This is a genomic window from Pseudomonas syringae group sp. 243L2, from assembly GCF_032587875.1.
GTDB classification, from domain to species: Bacteria; Pseudomonadota; Gammaproteobacteria; order Pseudomonadales; family Pseudomonadaceae; genus Aquipseudomonas; species Aquipseudomonas amygdali.
In genome coordinates this window covers 10,199-32,810 of sequence record NZ_JAWHPL010000034.1, presented here as the reverse complement: position 1 = coordinate 32,810, position 22,612 = coordinate 10,199, and the positions used below count along the sequence as shown (strand labels likewise).

Here is a 22,612-nt window from a genome sequence, read left to right as displayed (position 1 = left end):
GTTCAGCCCTCCCCTGCTAGCAGGTCTGCGTTGATCATCTCGGCAATCAATTGCGCCCACGGCGCTGCGACAATGCCGTAATGATCAGTGTCCAGAGGCTGCCAGCTCAGCAGGTGCGGCAACATGTCCTGCCAGGCACGCTGCAGGTCTGCCATTTGCCAGGCGCTGCCCATGCCATATGGATTTGGACGCGTGGCAATGAACAATCGCGCTCTGGTATCAGGCAGTTGCGCGGGCCGATGATCAGCCATGCTCGCCATGTTGTTCTGGCAGCAGACAATCAGGCTTTGCAGGTAACGTGACGCCTCTTCGCTGGCCGTGCTGGCGGCAGTGTTGAGGGCCCGCCGTGCAGAAAACTCGCGCTGGAAGACCTGCTGAATATGTTCTTCGTCGATCCGCGCCAGCTCGGTGCCAGCGTCCGGCGCAGGCGGATCGATCAGGTACAGCACCGGCTGCTCGCAACCGTCCGCCAGCAGGTTGCACATCGCCTGCGCCACCCACGCGCCGAACGACCAGCCGGCCAGCCGCCATGCTGTGCCGTCGGGGTGATGGGCCTGCAACGCGTCGAGATACAGCTGCGCCCGTTCGGCCAGGCTGATATTCGGCAGCTCGGGCAGGCGCAAGGCCGGGTCGGCGATTACCCACACACCCAGATCAGGGTGCAGCGCCGAGGCCAGCTCGCGATACGCCTGAACATCGCCGCCCACCGGATGGATCAGGTACAGGCGCTCGCGGTCAACCCCCGCATGCCATTGGTCAATCCTAACCGCGTCGGTCCATTGGTCTTCGACTGCAGCCGCACCGCCCTGCGCTGACTGCACCAGCGCCAGTACCTCGCGCAGGCTGACCTTGTGGCTGAACTGTGACAACTGGAATACCACACCCGTCGCGGCCTGCAATTCGTCGATCAGGTCCAGCAAGGTCAGGGAATCAGCCCCCAGCTCGTACAGCGAGTCATCCGGATCCAGAGCGCTTACGCCAAGCCATTTGCACAGGCAGCCATGCAGACGCTCCGGCAGACCGGTTTCTGCCGCAACGGCTGGCGCAGTGTCGACCAGCGTCAAGCCAGCACCGCTATGACGAGCCGGGTAAAACTGGCGTGCGGTGTTCAGATCGGTCGTCGAAATCAACAATTGCGGCAGTTGTGCAGTCATGGCGGCGTCGAATACTTGGCAGCCCTCTTGCGCCGACATGCCGACCGCGAGATGCCGCTGATGCGCTTCATCACCGATGCCGCTGGCAGCGGCCATACCGGTTTCCCTCCAGATATCCCAGTTGATACCCAGGCGCACGCAGCCATTTTCGCCATTCGGGCGGTAATGGGCGAAGCCGTCGAGCACCGCACTGGCGGCGGCGTAATCCAGATGTCCGGCACCGCCGAACAGTGCCGACATCGATGAGCAGTACAGCACAAACCCTGGCGTCATCTGTTCGATCAACGCTTCGACCGCCAGCATGCCGCGGGTCTTGCTCGCCATCGCTTCAGACAACAGGTGAGCATCGCGCTGACGAATCAGGCTGCCCGCTCCGGTCCCGGCAGCATGGATTACCCCGTCGAAGTGTCCATAACGCTCGCGCAGTTGCTCAAGCACCTTGGGCCAGCGTGCCAAATCGGCGATATCCGCCTGAACGCTATCGATACGCGCGGCATAATCGCCCAGCTCCTGCGGACATTCCCCACGGCGCGACAGCAGCACTACCCGCCGCTGGCTTGATTGCAGCAAGTGTTCGCACAACGTACGGCCGATACCGCCTGTACCGCCGAGTACCAGAAACGTGCCGTTTACCGGCAACAGATTCGAAACGACCGTTGGCAGCGCGAGCGAGCTCGGCTGCAACTGTGGCTGCCACAGATAACCGTCACGAATGGCCATGCGCCGTGGCAGCGACGTCAGTTCGGCGAGCAGCGTCGCCAGTTGCCGAGCCTGTGTGCCCCATTGCGCAGTGGGCAGATCCAGCCAGTGACAGCGTATCGGGTACTCCTGCGGGGCCACTTCGGTAATACCTGCCAGCGCCGCCAGCTCCGGCCGCATGACCTGACCATTTACCGGGCACGCCTGCCAGGACAGCAGCCAGAGTCGCAAAGCGGTCTTCTGTGCGCGTTGCCCCCAGGCCTGCAAAAACGCGCTGACCGTGTCCAGACACGCCCATTGCGCGGCGGCAAGGCTTTGCTCGTTGACCACCCCGCCAACCGAGAGTGGCAAGGCATGCAGCCAGTCGAGTTCGGTCGCCGCCTGCCCACTCTGATCAAGCTCGGTGATCAGTCGGCTAAACGCTAACGGGTCCAGTGGATCAAGCTCATAAAGGTTCGGGCCAAACTGCTGATAACCATTACCGGCCTGCACCTCGATGACGTGTCGATAAACGCCCTGCAGGCAGCCAAGCAGTGCGGCATCAACGCGCTCGTGACTGCACACCACCAGCCTGTCGCGACGTTCGCCAATCGGTTGTGTGCCCAGACGACGCACACGCTGCCACTGGCGTTGATAAAACCAGTCCGCCATCAGCTCGCGCTCAGCGGTTTGCGGCGGCTGCGGCTCGACAGCGGCGGATGGCTTGAAGCGGAAGGTCTGTAAGTCGAACGCCGACGGCGGCAAGTTCCACGGTGGCGGTGCCGAACGCGTCGCCACCTCGATACTGGCCCCTGCATACCAAGCTTCCAGCAACGCCTGCGGCGAGTGCTCACTGGCCTTCAGACGCAGGTCCGAGATCGTCACCCGTTTGATCGAAGAAGGTTGCAAACGCAGCGTTTGACCCTGCTGGCAGATCACCGCAAAGCGCCAGGGCAATGCGCGTCGCCCGTTTTGCAGGTAACGCAGCAGCGCGGTCTGTTGTTCGGGAAAGGTATTGAGCCAAGCGTCGATTGCCGCGACGTCCCGCTCCAGCGCTGTACGGCTGTGTGCCGACAGCAACAGGCACGGCGGGCATTCCTCGGCGCTGTCTGCCTGCGATGGCGGCGCGCCGACAATCACATGCGCATTGGTTCCGCCGATACCGAAACTGCTTACCCCGGCCAGCCGTCGACGGCCCTCGGGCCATGGCCGTGAGGCGGTGGGTATGTAGAACGGTGAGTGCTGCAGGTCGATTTGCGGGTTGATCCGGGCGAAGCCCAGATTGGGCGGGATCACCCCATGAAACACCGCAAGCGTCGCACGAATCAGCCCGACCACACCCGCTGCCGCGCCCAGATGGCCAACCTGGCTTTTCACTGACGCCAAAGCGCAACTGGCAGCGGGCGTTGCGCCGAACGCCTTGCTCAGTGCGGCCACTTCAATAGGGTCGCCCAGCAGCGTGCCTGTGCCGTGGGCCTCGATGTAGCCCATGTCAGCCCCTGTGACACCCGCCTTGCGCAGGGCCTCGCTGATCACCGCGCTCTGCCCCGCCACCGACGGCGCGGTGTAGCTCATCTTGGCCCGGCCATCGTTGTTCAGCGCAGAGGCCTCGACCAGCGCATAGATTCGGTCGCCATCGGCCTGGGCGCGGGCCAGCGGTTTGAGCACCACCACCCCATAGCCGCTGGCCCCGATGGTCCCGCTGGCATCGTCACTGAAAGGACGGCACAGCCCGTCACGAGAGAAAATGTGTTGCGGGCGATAACGGTAGCCATCTGTCAAAGTCGGGTCGACGAGCACCCCGGCGGCCAGCATTACATCACTGTCGCCCTGGCGCAGCATCGCCGCCGCAAGGTGCACGGCAATCAGCGAACTGCCGCACGCTGCCTGAACACTCAGCGCCGGGCCGCCGAGGTCCAAGTGGTACGCCGCCTTGGTGGCCAGAAAGTCCTTGTCGTGGTGCAGCGCCATCTGAAAGCCGTCCAGCAGATCACCCTCAGCAGTTTCGCGCAGCATTTGCTGGAAATACGTGGTTTCGCCGCAACTGGCGATCAGGCCAATGCGTGGGCCATCGGCTGTGGGCGTGATTGCAGCATGTTGCAGCGCCTGCACACAGCCCATCAACAGGTGCCGTTGTTGCGGGTCCATCAGCCGTGCTTCCTGAAGGCTGATGCCGAAGTATTCCGGGTCGAAATCCAGCATCCCCGCCAATTGACTACGCGCGCCGACCAACCCATCGGCGGCGTCGAACAGCTCGATGCCCGACTCGTTTCCCTGGACCATTGCCCAGAACTCGGCGAGGTTGCCGGCCCCCGCCACATTTACCGACATGCCGATGATTGCCATCGGTTGCTCGCCAGCTACGGAGCCTTGCGCACGCGCCACTGAAACCGATGGCGAGGCCGAAAGATGCTGCGCCAGACGGCGCACAGTGACATGTTCGAACAGCGCTGCCATCGCCACTGGTTGTGGCAGTTGTTCGTTGAAACGGGCATGCAGGCGCATCAGGCCGAGGCTGGTGGCACCGGCCTCGAAGAAGGTCTGATCAAGCTCGATATCACGGCCGATGACCGCCACGAACAACTCGCTCAGTTGCTGTTCAAGCGCGCTCAGCGGCACTTGCGCAAGTGCACTGCGACGCCGTTGCAGTGCCTCGCCCAGCGAACTCAACGCCTTTCGGTCGATCTTGCCGCTGGGCGTACGCGGCCAGGCATCGACACAGCGGTATTCGTCGATACGCACATGCGCAGGCAAGTGCAGCGTGACCTGGCGATCCAGCTGCTGCACGTCAGGCGGCGTGCCTTCGACCTGCAACCAGGCCACCAGACGTGGCGGTTGGCCGTGCATGGCCACCACCGCATTGCTCACCTGAGCGTCCTGCACCAGTGCGGCTTCGATCTGCCCCAGCTCAAGACGCTGGCCACTCACCTTGACCTGTTGGTCGTCACGGCCAAGGTAGTGCAGGCAGGCATCGGCATCAGCCCGGGCGAGGTCGCCGGTGCGATAGAACAGCATGTTGCCCTCGGGCTGCGGCAACTCGACAAACCGCGCGGCATTCAGCGCCGGGTCGGCCAGGTAGCAGCGCGAAATCATCGGCCCCGCCACCAGCAGATAACCCCGGCTGCCACCTGGTACTGGCTGGTCGTGTTCGTCCACCAGCAGCAGCCGCGCGTTGTTCACCGCCAGCCCGATGGGCGCTCGCAGAGGCCAGTCCTGAACTGCCGCTGGCAAACGCCAGGCGCTGACCACGTGGGTTTCGGTCGGCCCGTAATGATTGAACAGACGCGCCTGCGGCATGCCCCCAAACCAGCTGCGCAGTGCATCGGTGCAGAGCAGTTGCTCGCCGGCCGTGATCACCTCACGCAACGCCTGCGGGTAAACGTCCTGGCTGACCGCCGTCTGCGCCAAGTGCTGCAAGGCCACGCACGGCAGGAACAGCCGCTCGATGCGCGCCTGCTGCAGATAGCTCAACAATGCCTGGGCATCCTGCCGCCAGCGTGGGTTGATCAGGTGGTAGCAGCCACCGCCGCAAAGCGTGCTGAAAATCTCCTGAAACGACACATCGAACGACAGCATGGAAAATTGCAGGGTTACCGATCTGGCTGGCAAATGACCTTGGTTACGCTGCCAGTGCAACAGGTTGCAAAGGGTTCGGTCCGGCACCTGAACGCCTTTCGGCGTACCCGTCGAGCCGGACGTGAACAGCGTGTACAAAGGTCGCTCGCCCGCATGATGGCGACGTTCGAATGACCGTGGCGCAGCGCTCAGGTCGACCCGATGACGGGCCACCCGACCAGCATTCAATTCATCCAGTGCCGCCTCGGTGACAGTGCTGTACAGCAGGCAACACGGCTGTGCCTGCTGCATGACCTGACGCTGCACCGCCAGTGGATAACCAGGGTCCAGCGGCACGGCCGTCAGGTTGAGTCTGGCCAGCGCCAGCAAGGCCACGATGTGCTCGACCGACGCTTCGAGGTACAGCACCACTTGCAGCGGTGCGTCATACCCTTCCGGTAATGGGCATTGCTCGACCAGAGTCGCCGCCAGGGTGTCGGCCAACGCATCCAGTTCGGCGTAGCTGATACGCTGCTGATCAGCGACCAGCGCCGGGGCATCCGGTGTGCAATTGACCTGATGTTCGAACCAGTCGGCCAGGGTTCCGAACGGAGCCTCATCGCTGCCACCCTGACTGGCGGGCGGCAGGCTGAAGCGGTACGGCGTGAGCAGATCGTCAAGGATGGCCGAAGGTTTTTCCAGGAGCAGATCAAGACCCTGTTGAAACACTTGGTTGACGGCGTTCATTTGCGCGGCGTCGAAATAGCTGCACTGGTATTCCCACCAGCATTCCAGTTGCGAACCGGCATCGACCACCGACAAGGTCAGCGGGCATTTGGCCTGCACGGTCTCGGTGAGTTCGAACGTCGCTCGCAAGCTGGTACGGGCGAGTCTGGCGTAGTCGGTATTTTCCAGCACGAACATGAAATCGAACAACGCACTGCTCGACGACAGCCGCAGGTCTTCGACCAGATCAGCCAGGGCGACGTCCTGCAAGGCCAGCACCTCGCGCACTGTGGCAGTCTGGCGGTGCATCTGCTGGTCGAGCGTCATGCTGTTGTCGAGCACCGTCGGGATCAGCACGGTGTTGGCAAACATGCCGATTGCGTCTTCGAACTCGGTCAATGGACGGTTGGAGACCGGGCTGGCGATTCGCGGCCGTTCGCAGCCGGTCAGCGCGTACACGCTCCAGGCATAAACGCTGAACAACACTTCATAGCGGGTGACGCGTTGCTGGCTGCAAAACCGATCCAGTGCGGCACTGCGCATGGCACCCAGCGGCTGGCGGTACAGCCGTGCCTGCGGGCCTGGTTCACGAACCGCCACCAGCGGTGGAGAACATGCTGGCTGCTGGCGATGCAACCCGGCCAAGGCACGGCGCTGGTCGCGATAGCGCGGGTCGACACGCCATTGCCGTTGCCAGAGCGCAAATTCCAGCGTGCCCAGCCCAGGCAAAGGCTCCGCATTTGCCCGCCCGTGCAGCGCATCGTCGTACAGTTGCACCAGATCATCGAACAACAGGTTCATCGACCAGCCATCGATGACAATGTGGTGCAGGTTCATCAGCAAGCGACAACTGCCATCGGCAAACGGCAATAGCCAGGCCTGGCACAGGGCTGATGTCGCCAGATCGAAGGGTGTATCGAACACCAGCGTCGCGAAGCTACGCCAGGTCTGTTCGCTGAACGCCCCCACAGCAAAGGTGCGGCACAGCACGTCGCGCTCGCAAACCTCCTGATAAAGCCCGTCAGCCCCGGACACGAAGGCCGTGCGTAACCCGCTGTGTCGGGCCAGCAGGCGCTGCACGGCTTCAGCCAGCGCGGGCAATTGAATGCCTGCCGCAAGGTGCAGAATGAGCGGCACGTTGTAGGCCGTGGCTTGCGGCGTGCGTTGCTGCATCAGCCACAAGCGGCTTTGCTCGGCAGTGGCTGGCGCACGCCCGACCCTGTTGACGGGTGGCGCGGGTGGATAGGCAGACGCAGCGCCCTGTTCATCGCTCAGGCGTTCGGCCAGTGCTGCGAACGATTCGCCCAGCACCGCGCCCAGCATAATTTCGCGTCGCCAGTGCGTGCGGATTGCAGAGCGCAGGCGCATGGCCTTGAGAGAGTCGCCACCACTGCCCAGCCAGTCATCCTGGCCGTTGAGGTCGGGCTGTGCCAACAGCCTGCGGGCCTGGGTCAACAGCCAGTCCAGTGCGGGCGAGTGCTGATCGTCAGGCAGTGAGCAGGCTTGCGGTCGCCATGGTTTCAAGGGCTGCTCCAGCAGCGCACGCTGATCGATCTTGCCATTGGCTGTCAGCGGCAGACGCTCAAGCAGAAACAGCTGATGCGGGCGCATCCATGCCGCCAGGTGTTCGCGCAGGTGCTGGTCCAACTCGCGATAGTCCAGCCCTTCGCGCGGCACGATGAACGCCAGCAACTGATGGTCTTCGGCCGCTTGCCTGCGGGTACAGACATGCGCCTGCGCCACCCGCGGATGGTCCAGAATGCGTTGTTCGACCTCGCCCGGCTCGATACGAAAACCGCGCACCTTCACCTGGCGGTCGATGCGGCCCAGGTACTCGATCAGCCCCTCGGCATTGACCCGTACCTGATCGCCGGTGCGGTAATAAAGTGTGTCTGCAGCGTCGAGCGCGGGCAGGCGCACGAAACTGTGTTCGGTCTCTGCGGGACGGTGGCGGTAACCGCGTGCCACCCCGCTGCCACTCAGGTAAAGCTCGCCCGCCTCGCCGACAGCAACAGGTCGCTGTTGCGGGCTCAGCACACGCACGCCTGTATCCGATAAAGGCCGGCCAATTGGCACTGTATCGCCGGCAAAGTCACGGGCAATGGGATGGCACAGCGCAAAGGTGGTGCATTCAGTGGGGCCGTAGGCGTTGAAAATCCGGCAACGGCTGGCGGGATTGGCTTGATACCAGGCACGCACCGCAGCGGCGCTGACTTGCTCGCCGCCGATCAGTAGCTGGCGCAGGCTGGCAAAACAGCCGGGGTCATCCGCACTCAGCGTGTTGAACAGCGAAACGGTCATGAACAGGTTATCGACCTGTTGTGTTTCCAGCACTGTGGCCAGCCGCCGTGCGTCCTGCAGGTCTGCGTCGGCAATGATGACGCAGCAACCGCCATTGAGCAGCGGTGCCCACAGTTCGAAATTACAGGCGTCAAACGCCGGGTTGGACAGGCAGCCAAAACGGTCGCCTGCACGAATCTCGATGTAGCTGTCGGCCTGGACCAGACGCAACAGGCCGCGCTCGCCCACTTCCACTGCCTTGGGGGTGCCGGTAGTGCCCGAGGTGTAGAACAGAAAGCTCAGCTCGGCGAAGTCATCAGGCACAGGCTGCGGCGGCTGATCAGGGTAATCCAGCAGCGCCTCGACGCTGATGTGCCAGCCACGCAGCGCCGACACAGCATCAGAATCTTGACCCAGGGTAACCAGCCCGACACACCCGCCATCTTCCAGCATCAATTCCCGACGCCGTAGCGGACTGGCACGATCCAATGGCACCACGACGGCCCCCACCTTCAGGGCCGCCATGATTGTCGCCACCCACTGCCAGCCACGCGGCATGCACAGGGCAAGTGGATCGCCGCGCCCTGCGCCTTGTGCCAGCAACCCCCTGGCGATGCGCTCGCTGGCGCTGGCCAGTTGCGCGTAGCTCAGCCTTACGTGCTGATCGATCACCGCCATTGCCTCGGGATTGCGTCGCACCTGCTCGGCAAAGCGCGACAGCAGAGTCGCGGGGTGCCAGACCATACCCTCCTTGTGGCTGCTCATCATTGCGCCTCCTGCGTGTCGAAACGTTGCAATTCCTGCCTGAGCGTCTGCGAGACACGATGCACCTCGGCACTTTCCAGCATGTCCCAGTGCCCGCCGTGCACCAGCCGGGCCTTGTAACCGTCACCCGCGCGGCGACGCCAGAAGCTGCGCAGCTCACGCAACTGCGTGCGGCTGAAGCCTTCACGGGCCTGAATCAGCACGATGCGCCCGGCGTGCGGTTCGCATTCGTAAGCAGCCATTGCCAGGCGGTTGTGGTTGTAGAGGTGGAAATAACGCTCGACCTGCGCGTCTTCGATACCGGGGTACATGCCGTTGAAGCGCACCAGCTTGTCGCGAAATTCAGCCATGTCGACGGTGCCGATCTGTTGCCGAAACCCCGGATCATCCGAGCCCTGGGTATCGAGCAGCACCACCGTGACCTGACGATTGCCGGCAGCCGTCAGGCGCCGGGCCATTTCGTAAGCCACCAGACCGCCGAACGACAGCCCGGTGAGTATCAGCGGTTGAGACGTTAATGGCGCGATGCGCCGTAGATAGGCGTCGGCCATCGCTTCGACGCTCGGCTCGGTGCTCTCTCCAGGGTTCAACCCCGGCGATTGCACACCGTACACACCGATAGCGTCCGGCAGTTCCTTGGCCAGCGACAGGTAGCAGAACGCAGTGCCGCCCGCCGGGTGAATGCACACCACGTTGCGTTGCCCGGCACCGCGGCGGAATTCGATCAGGTTGCCCTGCGCCGAAGTCAGGCTGGCGCCGGTACGCAGCCAGCCGCCCAGCGCCTCGATGGTCGGGTGGCCGATGATCACACGCACAGGCACCTCGACGCTGAACGCCCGGCCAATTTCGTAGGCCATCTTGATCGCCGCAATCGATGTCCCGCCGACGTTGAAGAAGTTGTCGCGGATGCCGATTTGCGGCACCAGCAGCAGGTCTTTCCAGATCTGATACAGCGCCAGCTCGATATGGTCCCTGGGGCTGCCGAGGTTGACCTGCCGTTCGGCCAGGTCCTGATCGGCCAATGCCGCGAGAGCCACACGGTCGACCTTGCCATTGACCGTCAACGGCAAGGCGTCCAGCCACAGATAAGTGCTGGGCATGACGGCGCTGGACAGGGTCGTCGCCAAGTGGGCCCGCAGCGCGGACTCGTCCACTGCGCCGTCGGCGACACAGCACGCCACCAGACGCTGGTTCTGCGCGGTATCGCCAACGATCAGTGCCACACTGCTACGGATGCCGGGAAACAAGTCGAGCCGCGCTTCGATTTCACTCAACTCCAGGCGGATGCCGCGCAGCTTGACCTGAAAGTCGTTACGACCGAGAAACTCCAGCTGACCGTCCGGGCGATAGCGCGCCAGATCACCACTGCGGTAAAGCCGGTCGCCAGCAACAAACGGGTTGTCGATAAACCGCTCGGCAGTGAGTTCGGCCAATCCCATATAGCCCCGCGCAACACCGACGCCGCCAATGTGCAACTGACCGGTAACACCGGCTGGAACTGGCGCATTGCGCTCGTCGAGCACATAAAAACGGGTGTTGGCGATAGGTCGGCCGATGGGCAGCTGGCGCGGCGGAACCTCTGCGCCGGGCTGCAGCGTCCAGACACTGCTGATCACTGTGGTTTCGGTCGGGCCATAGACATTGTGCAAGCGCGCATGCGGCAGACGCTCCTGAAACAGTCTGGCCACTGCGGGCGACAGCTCCCCGCCGCCACTGAACACATCCTTCAGGGAGTGACAGGCGCTGACCTCTTCGACCTCCAGAAACAGTTGCAGCATGGCCGGGACAAATACCATCGCGGTGACGCTTTGTTCGCGTACCACCTGCGCTAGGTAACCGGGCTCGAAATGCCCGCCGGGACGGGCGATGACCAGCCTGCCCCCGGTAAGCAACGGCCAGAAGATCTCCCAGGCCGAAGCGTCGAAACCGAATGGAATCTTGTGCAGCATGCTCCCGCGTTCGCCACAGAACTGCTGACACCAGAGCAGCAGGTTGCTCAGCCCGCGATGCGTGACCATCGCCCCCTTGGGCAGCCCCGTGGTGCCGGAGGTGTACAGCACGTACGCCAGATGGTCGGCGTTGACCCTGACACGCTGCGGGTCTGGATTGTCTGGCGAGCATTGAGCCCAGAGCACGGCATCAGCCTGCACATCGAGGATCGGCACCTCGCAGTCTGCAACTTGCAGGGCCTCGCGGAGAATCTTGCGCGTCGGTCCGAGAGCAAGCAACACCACCGGGCAAGTGTCGTCGAGAATATGACGCAGGCGCCCTGACGGATAATCCGGGTCCAGCGGCACATAGGCGCCCCCGGCCTTGAGCACCGCCAGCAAGGCCACCGGCAGTTCCAGCGAGCGCTCGATACAGACGGCTACGCGCACGTCCGGGCCGACGCCGAGGGTGAGCAAGTGCTGCGCCAGCCGGTTGGCCTGGCTGTTGAGCTGGCTGTAACTCAGTGACTGACCTTCGAAAATGACCGCGCACTCATCTTCGCGACGCGCTACCTGAGCCTCGATCAGGCGATGCACGCAATCGACAGGCTGCGTCAACGCTGCCGGGCTGTTCCAGTCGTGCAGAATCTGTTCACGTTCGGCTTCTGTGATCAGCGTCAGTGCGCCAACCGGCTGTTTCGGGTCCAGCGCAACCTGCTCCAGCAGGTGTCGATAATGCCCACTCAGGCGCTCGATGCTGGCCTGGTCAAACAGATCAGTGTTGTATTCCACCAACAGGTTCAGCGCACCGTCGCGCTCGACCCATTCGAAGGCCAGATCAAACTTGGCCGTGGCACTGCCGGTGCCATATGGCGTCATGCTCAGCCCCGGCATCTGCACAGCGGTATCCGGGGTGTTCTGTAGCACCATCATCACCTGAAACAACGGCGAATAACCGGTATCACGCTGTGGGTTGACGGCCTCGACCACACGGTCGAAAGGCACATCCTGATGGGCGTGGACATCCAGCAGCGTGGCACGTACCTCGCGCAACAGTTCAGCAAAGGTCTGCTGCGCATCGAGACGCTGGCGAATCACCTGGGTGTTGACGAAATGGCCGATCAGAGGCTCGATTTCAGGACGGCTGCGGTTGGCAAACGGCGTACCGATGCACAGGTCCCGCTGACCGCTGTGGCGCCACAGCAGCACGGAAAGCGCGCCGATCAACACGTTGAACAGCGTGCCCTGGGTTTGTCTGGCCAGTGCATTAAGACCGCGCAAGGTGCTGCCATCGACTGTCGAGCTGAAGGTCGCCCCAGCGTAACGCTGCACGGTCGGGCGTGGTCGGTCGGCAGGCATGTCGAGCAGCGGCGGCGCGTCGGCCAACGTGCGCTGCCAGAAAGCCAGTTGCCCCGCCAGCGCCTCGCCGCTCAGACGCTGTTGCTGCCAGCAGGCGTAGTCGGCGTACTGCACTGCCAGCGGTGCCAGACTGGACGCCTGATCGCGCAAAAAATCTCCATACAAGGTGGTCACTTCATGAAGGATCACCCCCATCGACCAGCCATCGGCAATGATGTGGTGCACGCTGTACAGCCACAGATACTCGTCATCGGCCAGCCGCAGCAGCGAAGCCCGCAACAGCGGGCCGCTGGCCAGGTCGAATGGCGCTTTGGCCTCCCGATCGACAGCCATTCCGACCTGCACTTCACGCGCCTCTGGCGACAGGTCACGCAGGTCGACCTTCGGCATCGCCAGCGCCATCACCGGGTGCACGATCTGCCGTGGCTCGCCGTCCACACTGGCAAACGTGGTGCGCAGCATTTCGTGGCGCATGATCAATTCGTTCAGCGCCTTTTCCAGCACCGGCACATCCAGCGTGCCCTTCAGCAAGATCGCAGTGGGCACGTTATAGAACGCATTGCCCGGTTCCATCTGGTCGAGAAACCACAGCTGGCGTTGCGAAAAGGACAGCGGCAGCGCCGTTAGCCCGACAGCACGACGGGGGATCGCCGCCGGGTCGGTGCCGCTCAGCAAGGCGATCAGCTCTGCCTTGTGTTGCTTGAGTGCCTGCAACATCTCGTCACTGAGAAACCCGCGTGGAGCCTTGCAACGCAGTTTGTCGCCGTCCACTTCAAGCACCACGGCATGACGACCGAACAACTCCAGCAATTGATAGGCATTCATATCTCTATCTCCTCCATGTCGCTGGCGTCGTCCGTTTGATCCGCAGCAGAAGCGAACACCTCGATCTGCGTGCGGCGATGTTCATCAGCAGTGCGCAGGCCGCCCACCATCGAGTAGATCAACTGATGATTCGGTCCCAAGTCGAACAACGCCGACAATTGCTGCTCTTCGAGCGAGCCCATGCCGCACAGGCCAAGGCCCTGCTCCACCGCAGTCATGGTCAGCAATTGCGCCATGCCTCCGGCTTCGATATGGCAGAAGTCGCGACTGCGCTCGCCATACAGCGGCCGGATTGCGGCCATGTCGGCGATGAAGAACAGCGAGAACGCAGCGTTTTCGAATACCGGACGATTGACGAAGTAGTCGTAGGTGTCCGGGTCCAGCACGCCACTGTCGAGCCTCAGCAGGCGGTGCTGAACCGGGTCGTAGTAATAGGCACCCGCTGCGACACCGGTTACCCGCTGCGGCTTGACGTACAGGTAGCTCTGGATCGGGTACAGGCCGCCTGCGGACGGGAACTGGTACTTGATCTCTCCATCCAGTTGCCCCTGGGCCAGGCTGGCCAGCAAGCCGGCGAACGCCTCGGTCGGGATCGGCTGCGCAGCGAACTGACGTACCGAGCGGTAATCGCTGAAGCGCCGCACCAACGCCGGGTCATCCGGGCGCGCAAGGTCCAGCGCCGGAACCTGCGCGGTGAAGGTCCGACGCCCACGCTGATCGGCCTTGAAGCGCGCCCGCTGCTGCGGATCTTCAATCACCTGCTCGGGCGAAGCTGCCCGTTGCCGGACGCTGTCGACCACGCTGCCATCGGCCAGAGTCTGGCGGTACATGCCGAGCAGATTGAGCAGGGTCGGCTGCGCCAGCAATTGCGCAACGTTGGGGCGGAACTGCAGCTCGCCAGACAGCGCATTGCTGATCCTGACAATGTCGATCGACGTTGCGCCCAGGTTCAGCAGATTGGCGTCGGCAGCAATCGAAGGACGCTTGAGCACGCCCTGCACAATCGTCACCAGTTGTTGCTCCTGTGGCCCTTCGACTTCAAGCGCGGGACCTGACGCCTGAGCCTGAGTCGGTTCCGGCAGGCGTTTCTTGTCGACCTTGCCGTTGGCCGACAGCGGCCATTCCTGCACGAAGGTAAACGAGCTCGGCACCATGTAGGCGGGCAACTTGTCTGCCAGGTACTGGGCAAAATCACTGGCCTGCAACGAGGGATCGGCCTTGAGTACGTAGCCCGCAAGCCGCTTCTCGCCCAGCGCTTCGCCCAGCACCCGCACCACAGCGCTTTGCACGCCGGGATGGCGATTGAGCGCAGCTTCGATCTCGCCCAGCTCGATACGATGCCCCTGAACCTTGACCTGGGTGTCTTCCCGGCCCAGGAACTCGATATTGCCATCGGGCAACCAACGGCCCAGATCGCCAGTGCGATACAGACGCTCGCCGGTCAGCGGGTGAGCGAAGAAGCTCCCGGCACTCAGGGTTTCATCGCGCCAATAGCCCTTGGCCAGACCGATACCGCCGATATACAACTGACCGGCCACCCACGTCGGGCGAACCTGCAACGCATCATCCAGCACATAGAAGCGCTGGTGATCCATTGCCTTGCCGTAGGGAATGCTGCGCCAGTGGGGATCGACCTGTTGCAACGGATACAGGATTGACCAGATAGACGCCTCGGTCGCCCCGCCCAGGCTGATCAGTCGCAAGGTCGGCTGCGACGCCCAGGCGCGTTCGGGCAGCGTCAGGGGAATCCAGTCGCCCGACAGCATCGCCACCCGCAGGCTCGACGGCAATGCACTGCGCTCGCCTTCGGCATACTCCAGCAACATGCCGAACAAGGCTGGCACCGAGTTCCACAGGCTGACCCGATGCCGCTCGATGAGCGCCAGCCAGTGCGCCGGGTCGAGCGCCTGCTGCGGTTCGAGCAACACCACCGCAGCGCCCGCAGCCAGCATGCCGAAGAAGTCATAGACCGACAGGTCGAAACTCAGCGAAGAAATCGCCAGCACCCGGTCCGTGGCGCCGACGGCAAAGCGCCGGTTGATGTCGAGCAACGTGTTGACCGCGCCGCGATGATCGATGACCACGCCCTTGGGCATGCCGGTCGAGCCCGAGGTGTAGATCACATAGGCCAGGTCGTCTGGCGTGAGGTCTATAGCGTGCAATTCAGGCTGATCGGGAATGGCATCGCCGGAAATGACCGGGTCGGTCACGCTGATGACCTTGACCTGCTCGGGCCATTCGATGCGTTGCAACAGTGCAGGCTGAGTCAGAGCCAGACTCGCTTCGGCACGCTGCAAAATGTGCTCCAGACGCTCTGTCGGCAACGCCGGGTCGAGCGGCAGGTAGGCACCGCCTGCGTACTGGATCGCCAGGGTTGCGACGACCTGTTCCCAGCCACGTTCCATGACCACCGCGACCAGCCTGTTGGGCACCACGCCCATACGCTGAAGCCGCGCCGCCAGATGCCGCGCTTCGGCTCGCAGCTGTCGATAACTCAACTGGCGCTGCGTGCCGATCACCGCCAGTGCGTCCGGGGCAGCAAGCGCCTGGCGGTCGAACAATTCGTGCATCAGCGTCGAGTCGACAGGAGCGGCATCCGGCACAGGCAAGCGTGCCAGCGGTATCAGCTGCGCGGTGTTGGCGCTCCAGGCATCCGGCGCCAGCAGGCGGTCCAGCAGCGCGTTGTAGGCGACGAACATCTGCTCGATCATGCCCGCCGGAAACAATTCGTCGATGCTGTCCCAGTTGAACAGCAGGCGCCCTTCCAGCTCCAGCAACGTGTGGTCCAGCCACACCTGCGGGGTCTGGGTGATGCTGTGCATGTGCTCGGCGTTCAGGGCGTCGGCCAGATTGAATTCAGCCAGTTCCGGCGCGGCCTCCGACAGCGTGCTGTTGAAGACAACCGGCATGGCGGTCTGCTGCACACCACGGGCCTGGGACAGCTCGCGCAGTACCCGGACCCCACTGACCACTGAATGGTCGATGTCTTGCCACAACCTGGCCTGCACGGCGCGCGCCTTGTCAGTGAAGCTCGCTGCCGCTTCAAGGCTGACTTCGAGCAAGATCAGCGAGGTGAAGTCGCCGATGATGTCATCGACATCCGCGTGCAAGGGCATGCGGTTGAACAACGGCAGACTCAAGGTGAAGCGCGGCTGCCGACTCCATAGAGCCAGCACTTCACTGAACGCGGTCAGCAGCATCACCGACGGCGTCACGGCAAATTGTCTGGCCAGCTCCTTGAGTCGCGACCACTGCTGCACCGACAGTTCGCGGTCGCGGCGGGTAAAGTGCGGCTGGCTGATGCTTTCCGGCTGACACACCAGCGGCAGGTCCGGTGCGGGTGCCAGCGTGGCAACCTTCTCGCGCCAGTAGCCCAGCGCCTGTTCGTAGCGGCGGTCACTGCGCAGGCGCTGTTCGGCCAGCACGTAGTCGCGAAAGGTCAAACCCGGCTCAGGCAGTTGCAACTGCGGGTCGGCATAAAATGCCATCAGTTCGCGAGCCAGAATCTGCGTGCTCGCCGCGTCGACGATCAGTGCATCAAGGCTGATGTGCAGATGGCTGATGCTGTCATCGAGCAACGACAGACTGAACTCGAACAGCGGCCAGCAACTGGCGTCCAGCACCTGATGGGACTGACGTTCGCGAGTGTCTTGCAGGGCCTGCTGCGCAGCGGCGACGGGCAAGCCGCGCAGATCACTGCGTGGCATCCGATACGTCGGCACACTCTCCAGAACCTGCTGTGTGCCGTCGCTGCGAAAAACCACGCGCAGCATGTCATGCCGCTGGATCATGCGGTTCAGCGCCTGCTCGAAACGTGGCACGTCGAGGCCGGGAATGCGCAGTTCTTCGTAGCCGTGGGCACTGACACCGCCGAGGCTGACCGAAGACTCGCGGCCAAACCAGTACGCTTGCTGGATATCGGTCAATGGAAATGGCGCGTAACGTGCGCCGCGATCAGCTTCAATCGGGGTAAACGGCGTTTCAACCAAATGGCCTTCGCCACGCCCGAGCCGTACCTGCTCTGCCAGATCCACCAACACAGGCGTCTTGAACAGGCTGCTCAGGGACAACTGCGCGCCCATGCGCTGGTTGATCATGTAGACCATCCGCGTGGCCAGCAGCGAATGCCCGCCCAGGTCGAAAAAGTTATCGTGGAGGCCGACCTGCGCGCATTTGAGCACCTCGGCCCAGATCTGCGCCATCTGCCGCTCGGTCTCATCACGCGGGGCCACGTAAGTGCTTGCGTTCTGGCGCTCTGGTGCAGGCAGGGCTGGACGGTCAAGCTTGCCGTTGCGGGTCAGTGGCAGTTGCGCCAGAGAAACCCAGGCGGTCGGGACCATGTGTTCCGGCAGATGGCGCTGTAGCCCGGCGCGCAGGGTTTCAGCGCTTGCCGGGCCCACCACGTAAGCCACCAGACGCTTGTTGCCCGGCACGTCCTCGCGCAGCAGCACGACCGCTTCCTGCACGCCCGGCTGTTGTTGCAGAAGGCTGTCGATCTCGCCGAGTTCGACGCGAAAGCCGCGCAGCTTGACCTGCTGGTCGATCCGTCCCAGATACTGCACGTTGCCGTCGGCATGGAACCGCGCCAGGTCACCGCTGCGGTACATGCGCGCGCCGGGCTGCGGATCGAACGGGTTCGGCAGGAAGCGTTCGGCGCTCAGCGCCGAACGATTCAGGTAGCCACGGGCCAGACAGGTGCCCGCGATGTACAACTCTCCGGCCACACCGACCGGCACCGGGTTCAAGTCGCCGTCCAGCACGTACAGACGCGCATTGGCGATAGGCCGGCCAATCGGTGGCGCATCCGGCCACTGTCCGGCTTCGTCACAGTTCAGACTGAACTGGCTGACCACATGGGTTTCGGTCGGGCCGTACTGATTGTGCAACTGCGCACCGCCAAGGCCGCAAACAAAGGCACGCAGTTCATCATTGATCAGCAACGCCTCGCCGGCCGTGACGATTTCACAGCCATCCGCCGGACGCGCGGCATCGGACTCGCTGAGACCGGCCAGTTGCTGGAGCACGGCAAAGGGTAGAAACGCCCGTTGTACGCCTTCGGCCACCAGCGTCGGGCGCAGTGAAGCGAGGTCCTTGCGAGCAGTTTCGCTCATCAGCACCAGGCTGCCGCCCTGACACAAGGTGCTGCAGATTTCCTGAAAGGACACGTCGAAGTTCAACGAGGCGAATTGCAACACCCGTTGCGAAACAGGTGCCTGTTCCAGTTGCCAGGCGATCAGATTGTCCAGCGCGGCACGGCTGTGCGCTACGCCCTTGGGCCGCCCGGTCGAGCCGGAGGTGTAGAGCACATAAGCCAGATTGCCGGGGCTGACGGGCACGTGTGGATTGCAATCTGAACACTGCGCCCACTGCTGCGCATCCACGTCCAGGCAGCAGATCGACAGCGTGTCGCGCAGCGGCGGCAGGTCTGCGCGCAGGGAGGCCTGAGTCAGCAGCAGGGTCGGTGCGGCGTCACCGAACATGAACGCCAGCCGCTCGGCCGGGTACGCGGGATCGAACGGCACGTAAGCGGAACCGGCCTTGAGAATGGCCAGCAAACCGATAACCATCTGCGGCGAGCGCTCCAGACACAAACCCACACGTTGCTCGGGCTTTACACCTTGCTGGATCAGGTAATGTGCCAGCCGGTTGGCAGACTGATTCAGCTCGGCATAGGTCAACGCTTGCTCATCGGCAAGCAACGCCACGGCATTGGGCACGCGCTGCACGATAGCCTCGAAGCGCGTTACACAATCGGGCTGCCGCGAGGTGTCGCGTTCAGTGCGGTTCCAGTCATGCACAATCTGGCGATGTTGCTCGGCGTTCAGCAGGGCGACCGTCGCAAGGGGCTGCTCACTGTCCTCGACCATCTGCGTCAGGATGCGGCGCAGGTACTCGCCCATCTGCACCACGGTCTCGGGCTCATACAGGCCCGAAGCATATTCCAGACCGCCGACTATTTGCCCGTCACGCTCACTGAGCGCCAGTTGCAGGTCGAATTTGGCCACCGGCTGACTGCTTTGCAGCACGCTGACGTCAAGCCCCGACAACGTCAGATCCGAATCCTGATGCTGCTCCCAGGCGAACAGCACCTGAAAGACCGGACTGTAAGCCAGGCTGCGCGGCGGGTTGAGCACTTCCACCACCTGATCGAACGGCAGGTCCTGATGTTCCTGGGCCGCAAGCGCGACGTGACGCGCCTGTTGCAGCCAGCTCGCCACTGTCGGGTTGGCGGAGCGGGTCATGCGCAAGGCCAGGGTGTTGACGAAGAAACCGATCAAGCCCTCCAGCTCCTGCTGGCTGCGGTTCGCCGAAGGCACACCGATAACCACATCATCCTGACCCGACAGGCGCATCAGCAGCAGCGACCAGGCGGCCAGCAGGTTCATGAACAGCGTGGTGCCTTGTTGCGTTGCCAATGCGCGCAGGCGTGCGGTCAGCGCACGGTCAAACACCAGCGGCACGAAGCCGCCACGGTAATTCTGGACCGCTGGACGTTTGTGATCGGTAGGCAACTCCAACAGTATCGGCGCACCGCTCAACGTTTCACGCCAGTAACGTCGCTGCGCTTCCAGCACTTCGCCAGACAGCCACTGGCGTTGCCAGACTGCGTAATCCACGTACTGGATCGACAGGGGCGGCAATGGGTCGGCCTGTTTGTGGAGGGCTGCTTCGTACAACACCCCCAGCTCACGCGTCAGCACGCCCATCGACCAGCCATCCGAAATGATGTGGTGCTGGGTCAGCAGGAGCACGTGATCGTCTTCGGCCAGCTTCACCAGGCTGACGCGCATCAGCGGCCCGACCGCCAGGTCGAACGGCCTGCTGCCCTCCTCGCCCATCAGCTCAAGCAGACGCGCTTGGGCATCAGGCTCGCCATGCAGGTCGATGATCGGCAATGCAGCAATCGTCCCCGTCGCAGCAACCCGCTGCCGCCCCTCACCCTCGACGACGATGAACGTGGTACGCAACGCCTCATGGCGGGCCACCAGCCGGTTGAAACTGCTTTGCAGCGCAGCCAACTGCAACGGTCCGCGCAGGCGCAGATTCAAGGGCATGTGATAGGCCGAGTTGCCGCCCTCCATCTGCGCCAGAAACCACAGCCGCTGTTGGGCAGACGACAACGCGTGTGCGCCGCAACGCTCTATGGCTGTGATGGGCGGACGAGCGCTGCCCGAGGCGCTGCTCATCTGCTCAGCAAACTGCTGCAACACAGGGGCGGCAAACAGCGCAGACGGCGACACGTCCAGACGCAATGTCTGCCGAACCTTGGCCAGCACGCGCATCACCAGCAGCGAGTGGCCGCCAAGCGCAAAAAAGTGATCCTGACGACCGACCCGCTCCACGCCCAGCACCTCGGCCCAGATCGCCGCGAGTGTCGTTTCCAGCGGGCCCTGAGCCGCCTCGAACGCGTGTTGATCGAACGCATCGGCAACCGGTTCCGGCAATGCACTACGGTCCAGCTTGCCGTTGGCGGTCAGCGGCAGCGCGTCCATGCGCACGAACGCTGCGGGGATCATGTAGTCCGGCAGGCTGAGTTGCAGGTGCTGGCGAAGGCTTTTCGGCGTCAGCCCTGCATCAGCCTGTTCGCGAAAGTAGGCGACCAGCCTGGGCACACCGACGCTGTCCTCACGCAGCACCACCAGGTTGTCACGCACGCCGGTAACTTCGGCCAGACGCGCCTCGATTTCACCCAGCTCCAGACGCAGACCACGCAGCTTGGCCTGCGAGTCATTACGCCCGAGAAATTCCAGGTTGCCGTCTGCGCGATAACGCGCCAGGTCGCCGGTGCGGTACAAGCGCTCACCGGACACGAACGGGCTGTCGACAAAGCGCTCAAGGGTCAATTGCGGCAAGTTCAGATAGCCGCGTGCGACACCTGCGCCGCCGATATACAGCTCCCCCGTAACACCTGGAGCAACCTGTTCGGCAAACGCATCGAGCAGGTAAATCCGCGTATTGGCCAACGCCCGCCCGATGGGCAGCACCGCATCAACGTGGCTGTTGCTATCGAACTCAAAACAGGTGCTGTCGATACTTGCTTCAGTGACCCCGTAGGCCTGAACAATCTGCACGCGCTCGCCACACAGCCTGCGCAGTTGCCGCGCGCTATGGGCAGTCCAGATGTCCGATCCGCAGACCACCGTGCTCATGAAAGACAGGTCGTGCCCCGTCTCTTGCGCCCAGACCAGCAACGGGTTGAGCACCGCAGGCACGAAGTCCGCAAAATCGATGCGCGCCTCGCTCAACAAGCGATACAGCGCGGGCGGGTCCATCAGCGTGTCGCGCGGGCACAGAACAAGCGTGCCGCCAAAGCCCAGTGCGCGAATCAGATCGGCGCTGAACACATCGAAGGAAAACCCGGCCATTTGCAGGTGATTGAGGGGTTTGTGCAGTACGTATAGCCGCTCCCATGCAGCGCTCACCGCCATCAGCCCGCGATGCTCGACCATCACGCCCTTGGGTGTGCCGGTCGAGCCCGAGGTGTAGATCACATAAGCCAGATGACGCGACGTGAGCCCGACCGCATGCAGGTCCGGATTGTCTACCGGTTGCGCTGCCCACAGCCGGGTATCGGCCAGATCAAGCAGCGGCGCTGATGCCGCACCACCCTCAAGCGCTGCCAACAACGCCGGACGCGCAGCTGCATGGCTCAGTAGCACGCGCGGTGCACTGTCCGCCAGCATGTGTGCCAGACGCGCTTTTGGGTAAGCGGGGTCGAGCGGTACATAAGCGCCGCCCGCCTTGAGTATCGCAAGCACGCCGACCAGCATGTCCAGCGAGCGCTCCAGGCACACACCGACGCGCACATCCGGTCCGACGCCGAGGCTGCGCAGGTAATGGGCCAGACGGTTGGCCTGGGTATTGAGCGTCGCGTAGTCAAGCGCGCCCTGTTCGAAGCGCGCGGCTATGGCGTCGGGATTGCGCCGCACCTGAGCCTCGAACAGGCCGTGTACACACCGGTTTTCGGCAAAGGGTTGCTCTGTATCAGGATGAGCGAAGCCCGTCCCGCGCGAGGAAGATTTGTCGACCATCAGGAACCACCGTCCGTGAGCAGATTATTTTTATGAACGGACAGAGGCACAGAGCGTCCCGCCCGTCAGGCACGGCATAGGAAATGCCGGATGTACCTTGAGACTCAGGGAGAAGGTGCGGCGCGTGCTCTTGCGCTCACGTCATGACCAGACATGGAAGCGCTTGGGGGGATCGCAGAGAAATGACGGGCGAACGCGGCAAGGCGCGACTCGCATACAGAAAGGGGGGTGGCTGGCTCGTTGACGAGACTGATCGCTCTGCCCTTGGAACTGACGTTTGCATACCGCGTGACCAATTGAAACCTCATCT

The 22,612-nt window shown here is 63.1% G+C and carries 3 protein-coding genes; all 3 read right to left on the bottom strand.

Features of this window, described 5'->3' with window-relative positions:
* Positions 1-2: 2 nt before the first annotated feature.
* The 3 genes from RYB66_RS22480 to RYB66_RS22470 are packed head-to-tail and all read right to left on the bottom strand — an operon-like array spanning position 3 to position 22,302.
* Positions 3-9,158: a non-ribosomal peptide synthetase gene (locus tag RYB66_RS22480; RefSeq protein ID WP_316895507.1), complete on the bottom strand. Its 9,156-nt coding sequence runs from the start codon at positions 9,156-9,158 to the stop codon at positions 3-5.
* Positions 9,158-13,270 carry an amino acid adenylation domain-containing protein gene (locus RYB66_RS22475; RefSeq protein ID WP_316895480.1) on the bottom strand — a complete coding sequence of 1,371 codons (4,113 nt, stop codon included), beginning with the start codon at positions 13,268-13,270 and terminating at the stop codon, positions 9,158-9,160. The genes RYB66_RS22480 and RYB66_RS22475 overlap by 1 nt, the downstream gene beginning before the upstream one ends.
* A complete protein-coding gene (locus RYB66_RS22470; RefSeq protein WP_316895478.1) occupies positions 13,267-22,302 on the bottom strand; it encodes a non-ribosomal peptide synthetase in 9,036 nt (3,011 codons plus the stop codon). The genes RYB66_RS22475 and RYB66_RS22470 overlap by 4 nt, the downstream gene beginning before the upstream one ends.
* Between the last annotated feature and the right edge of the window lie 310 nt (positions 22,303-22,612).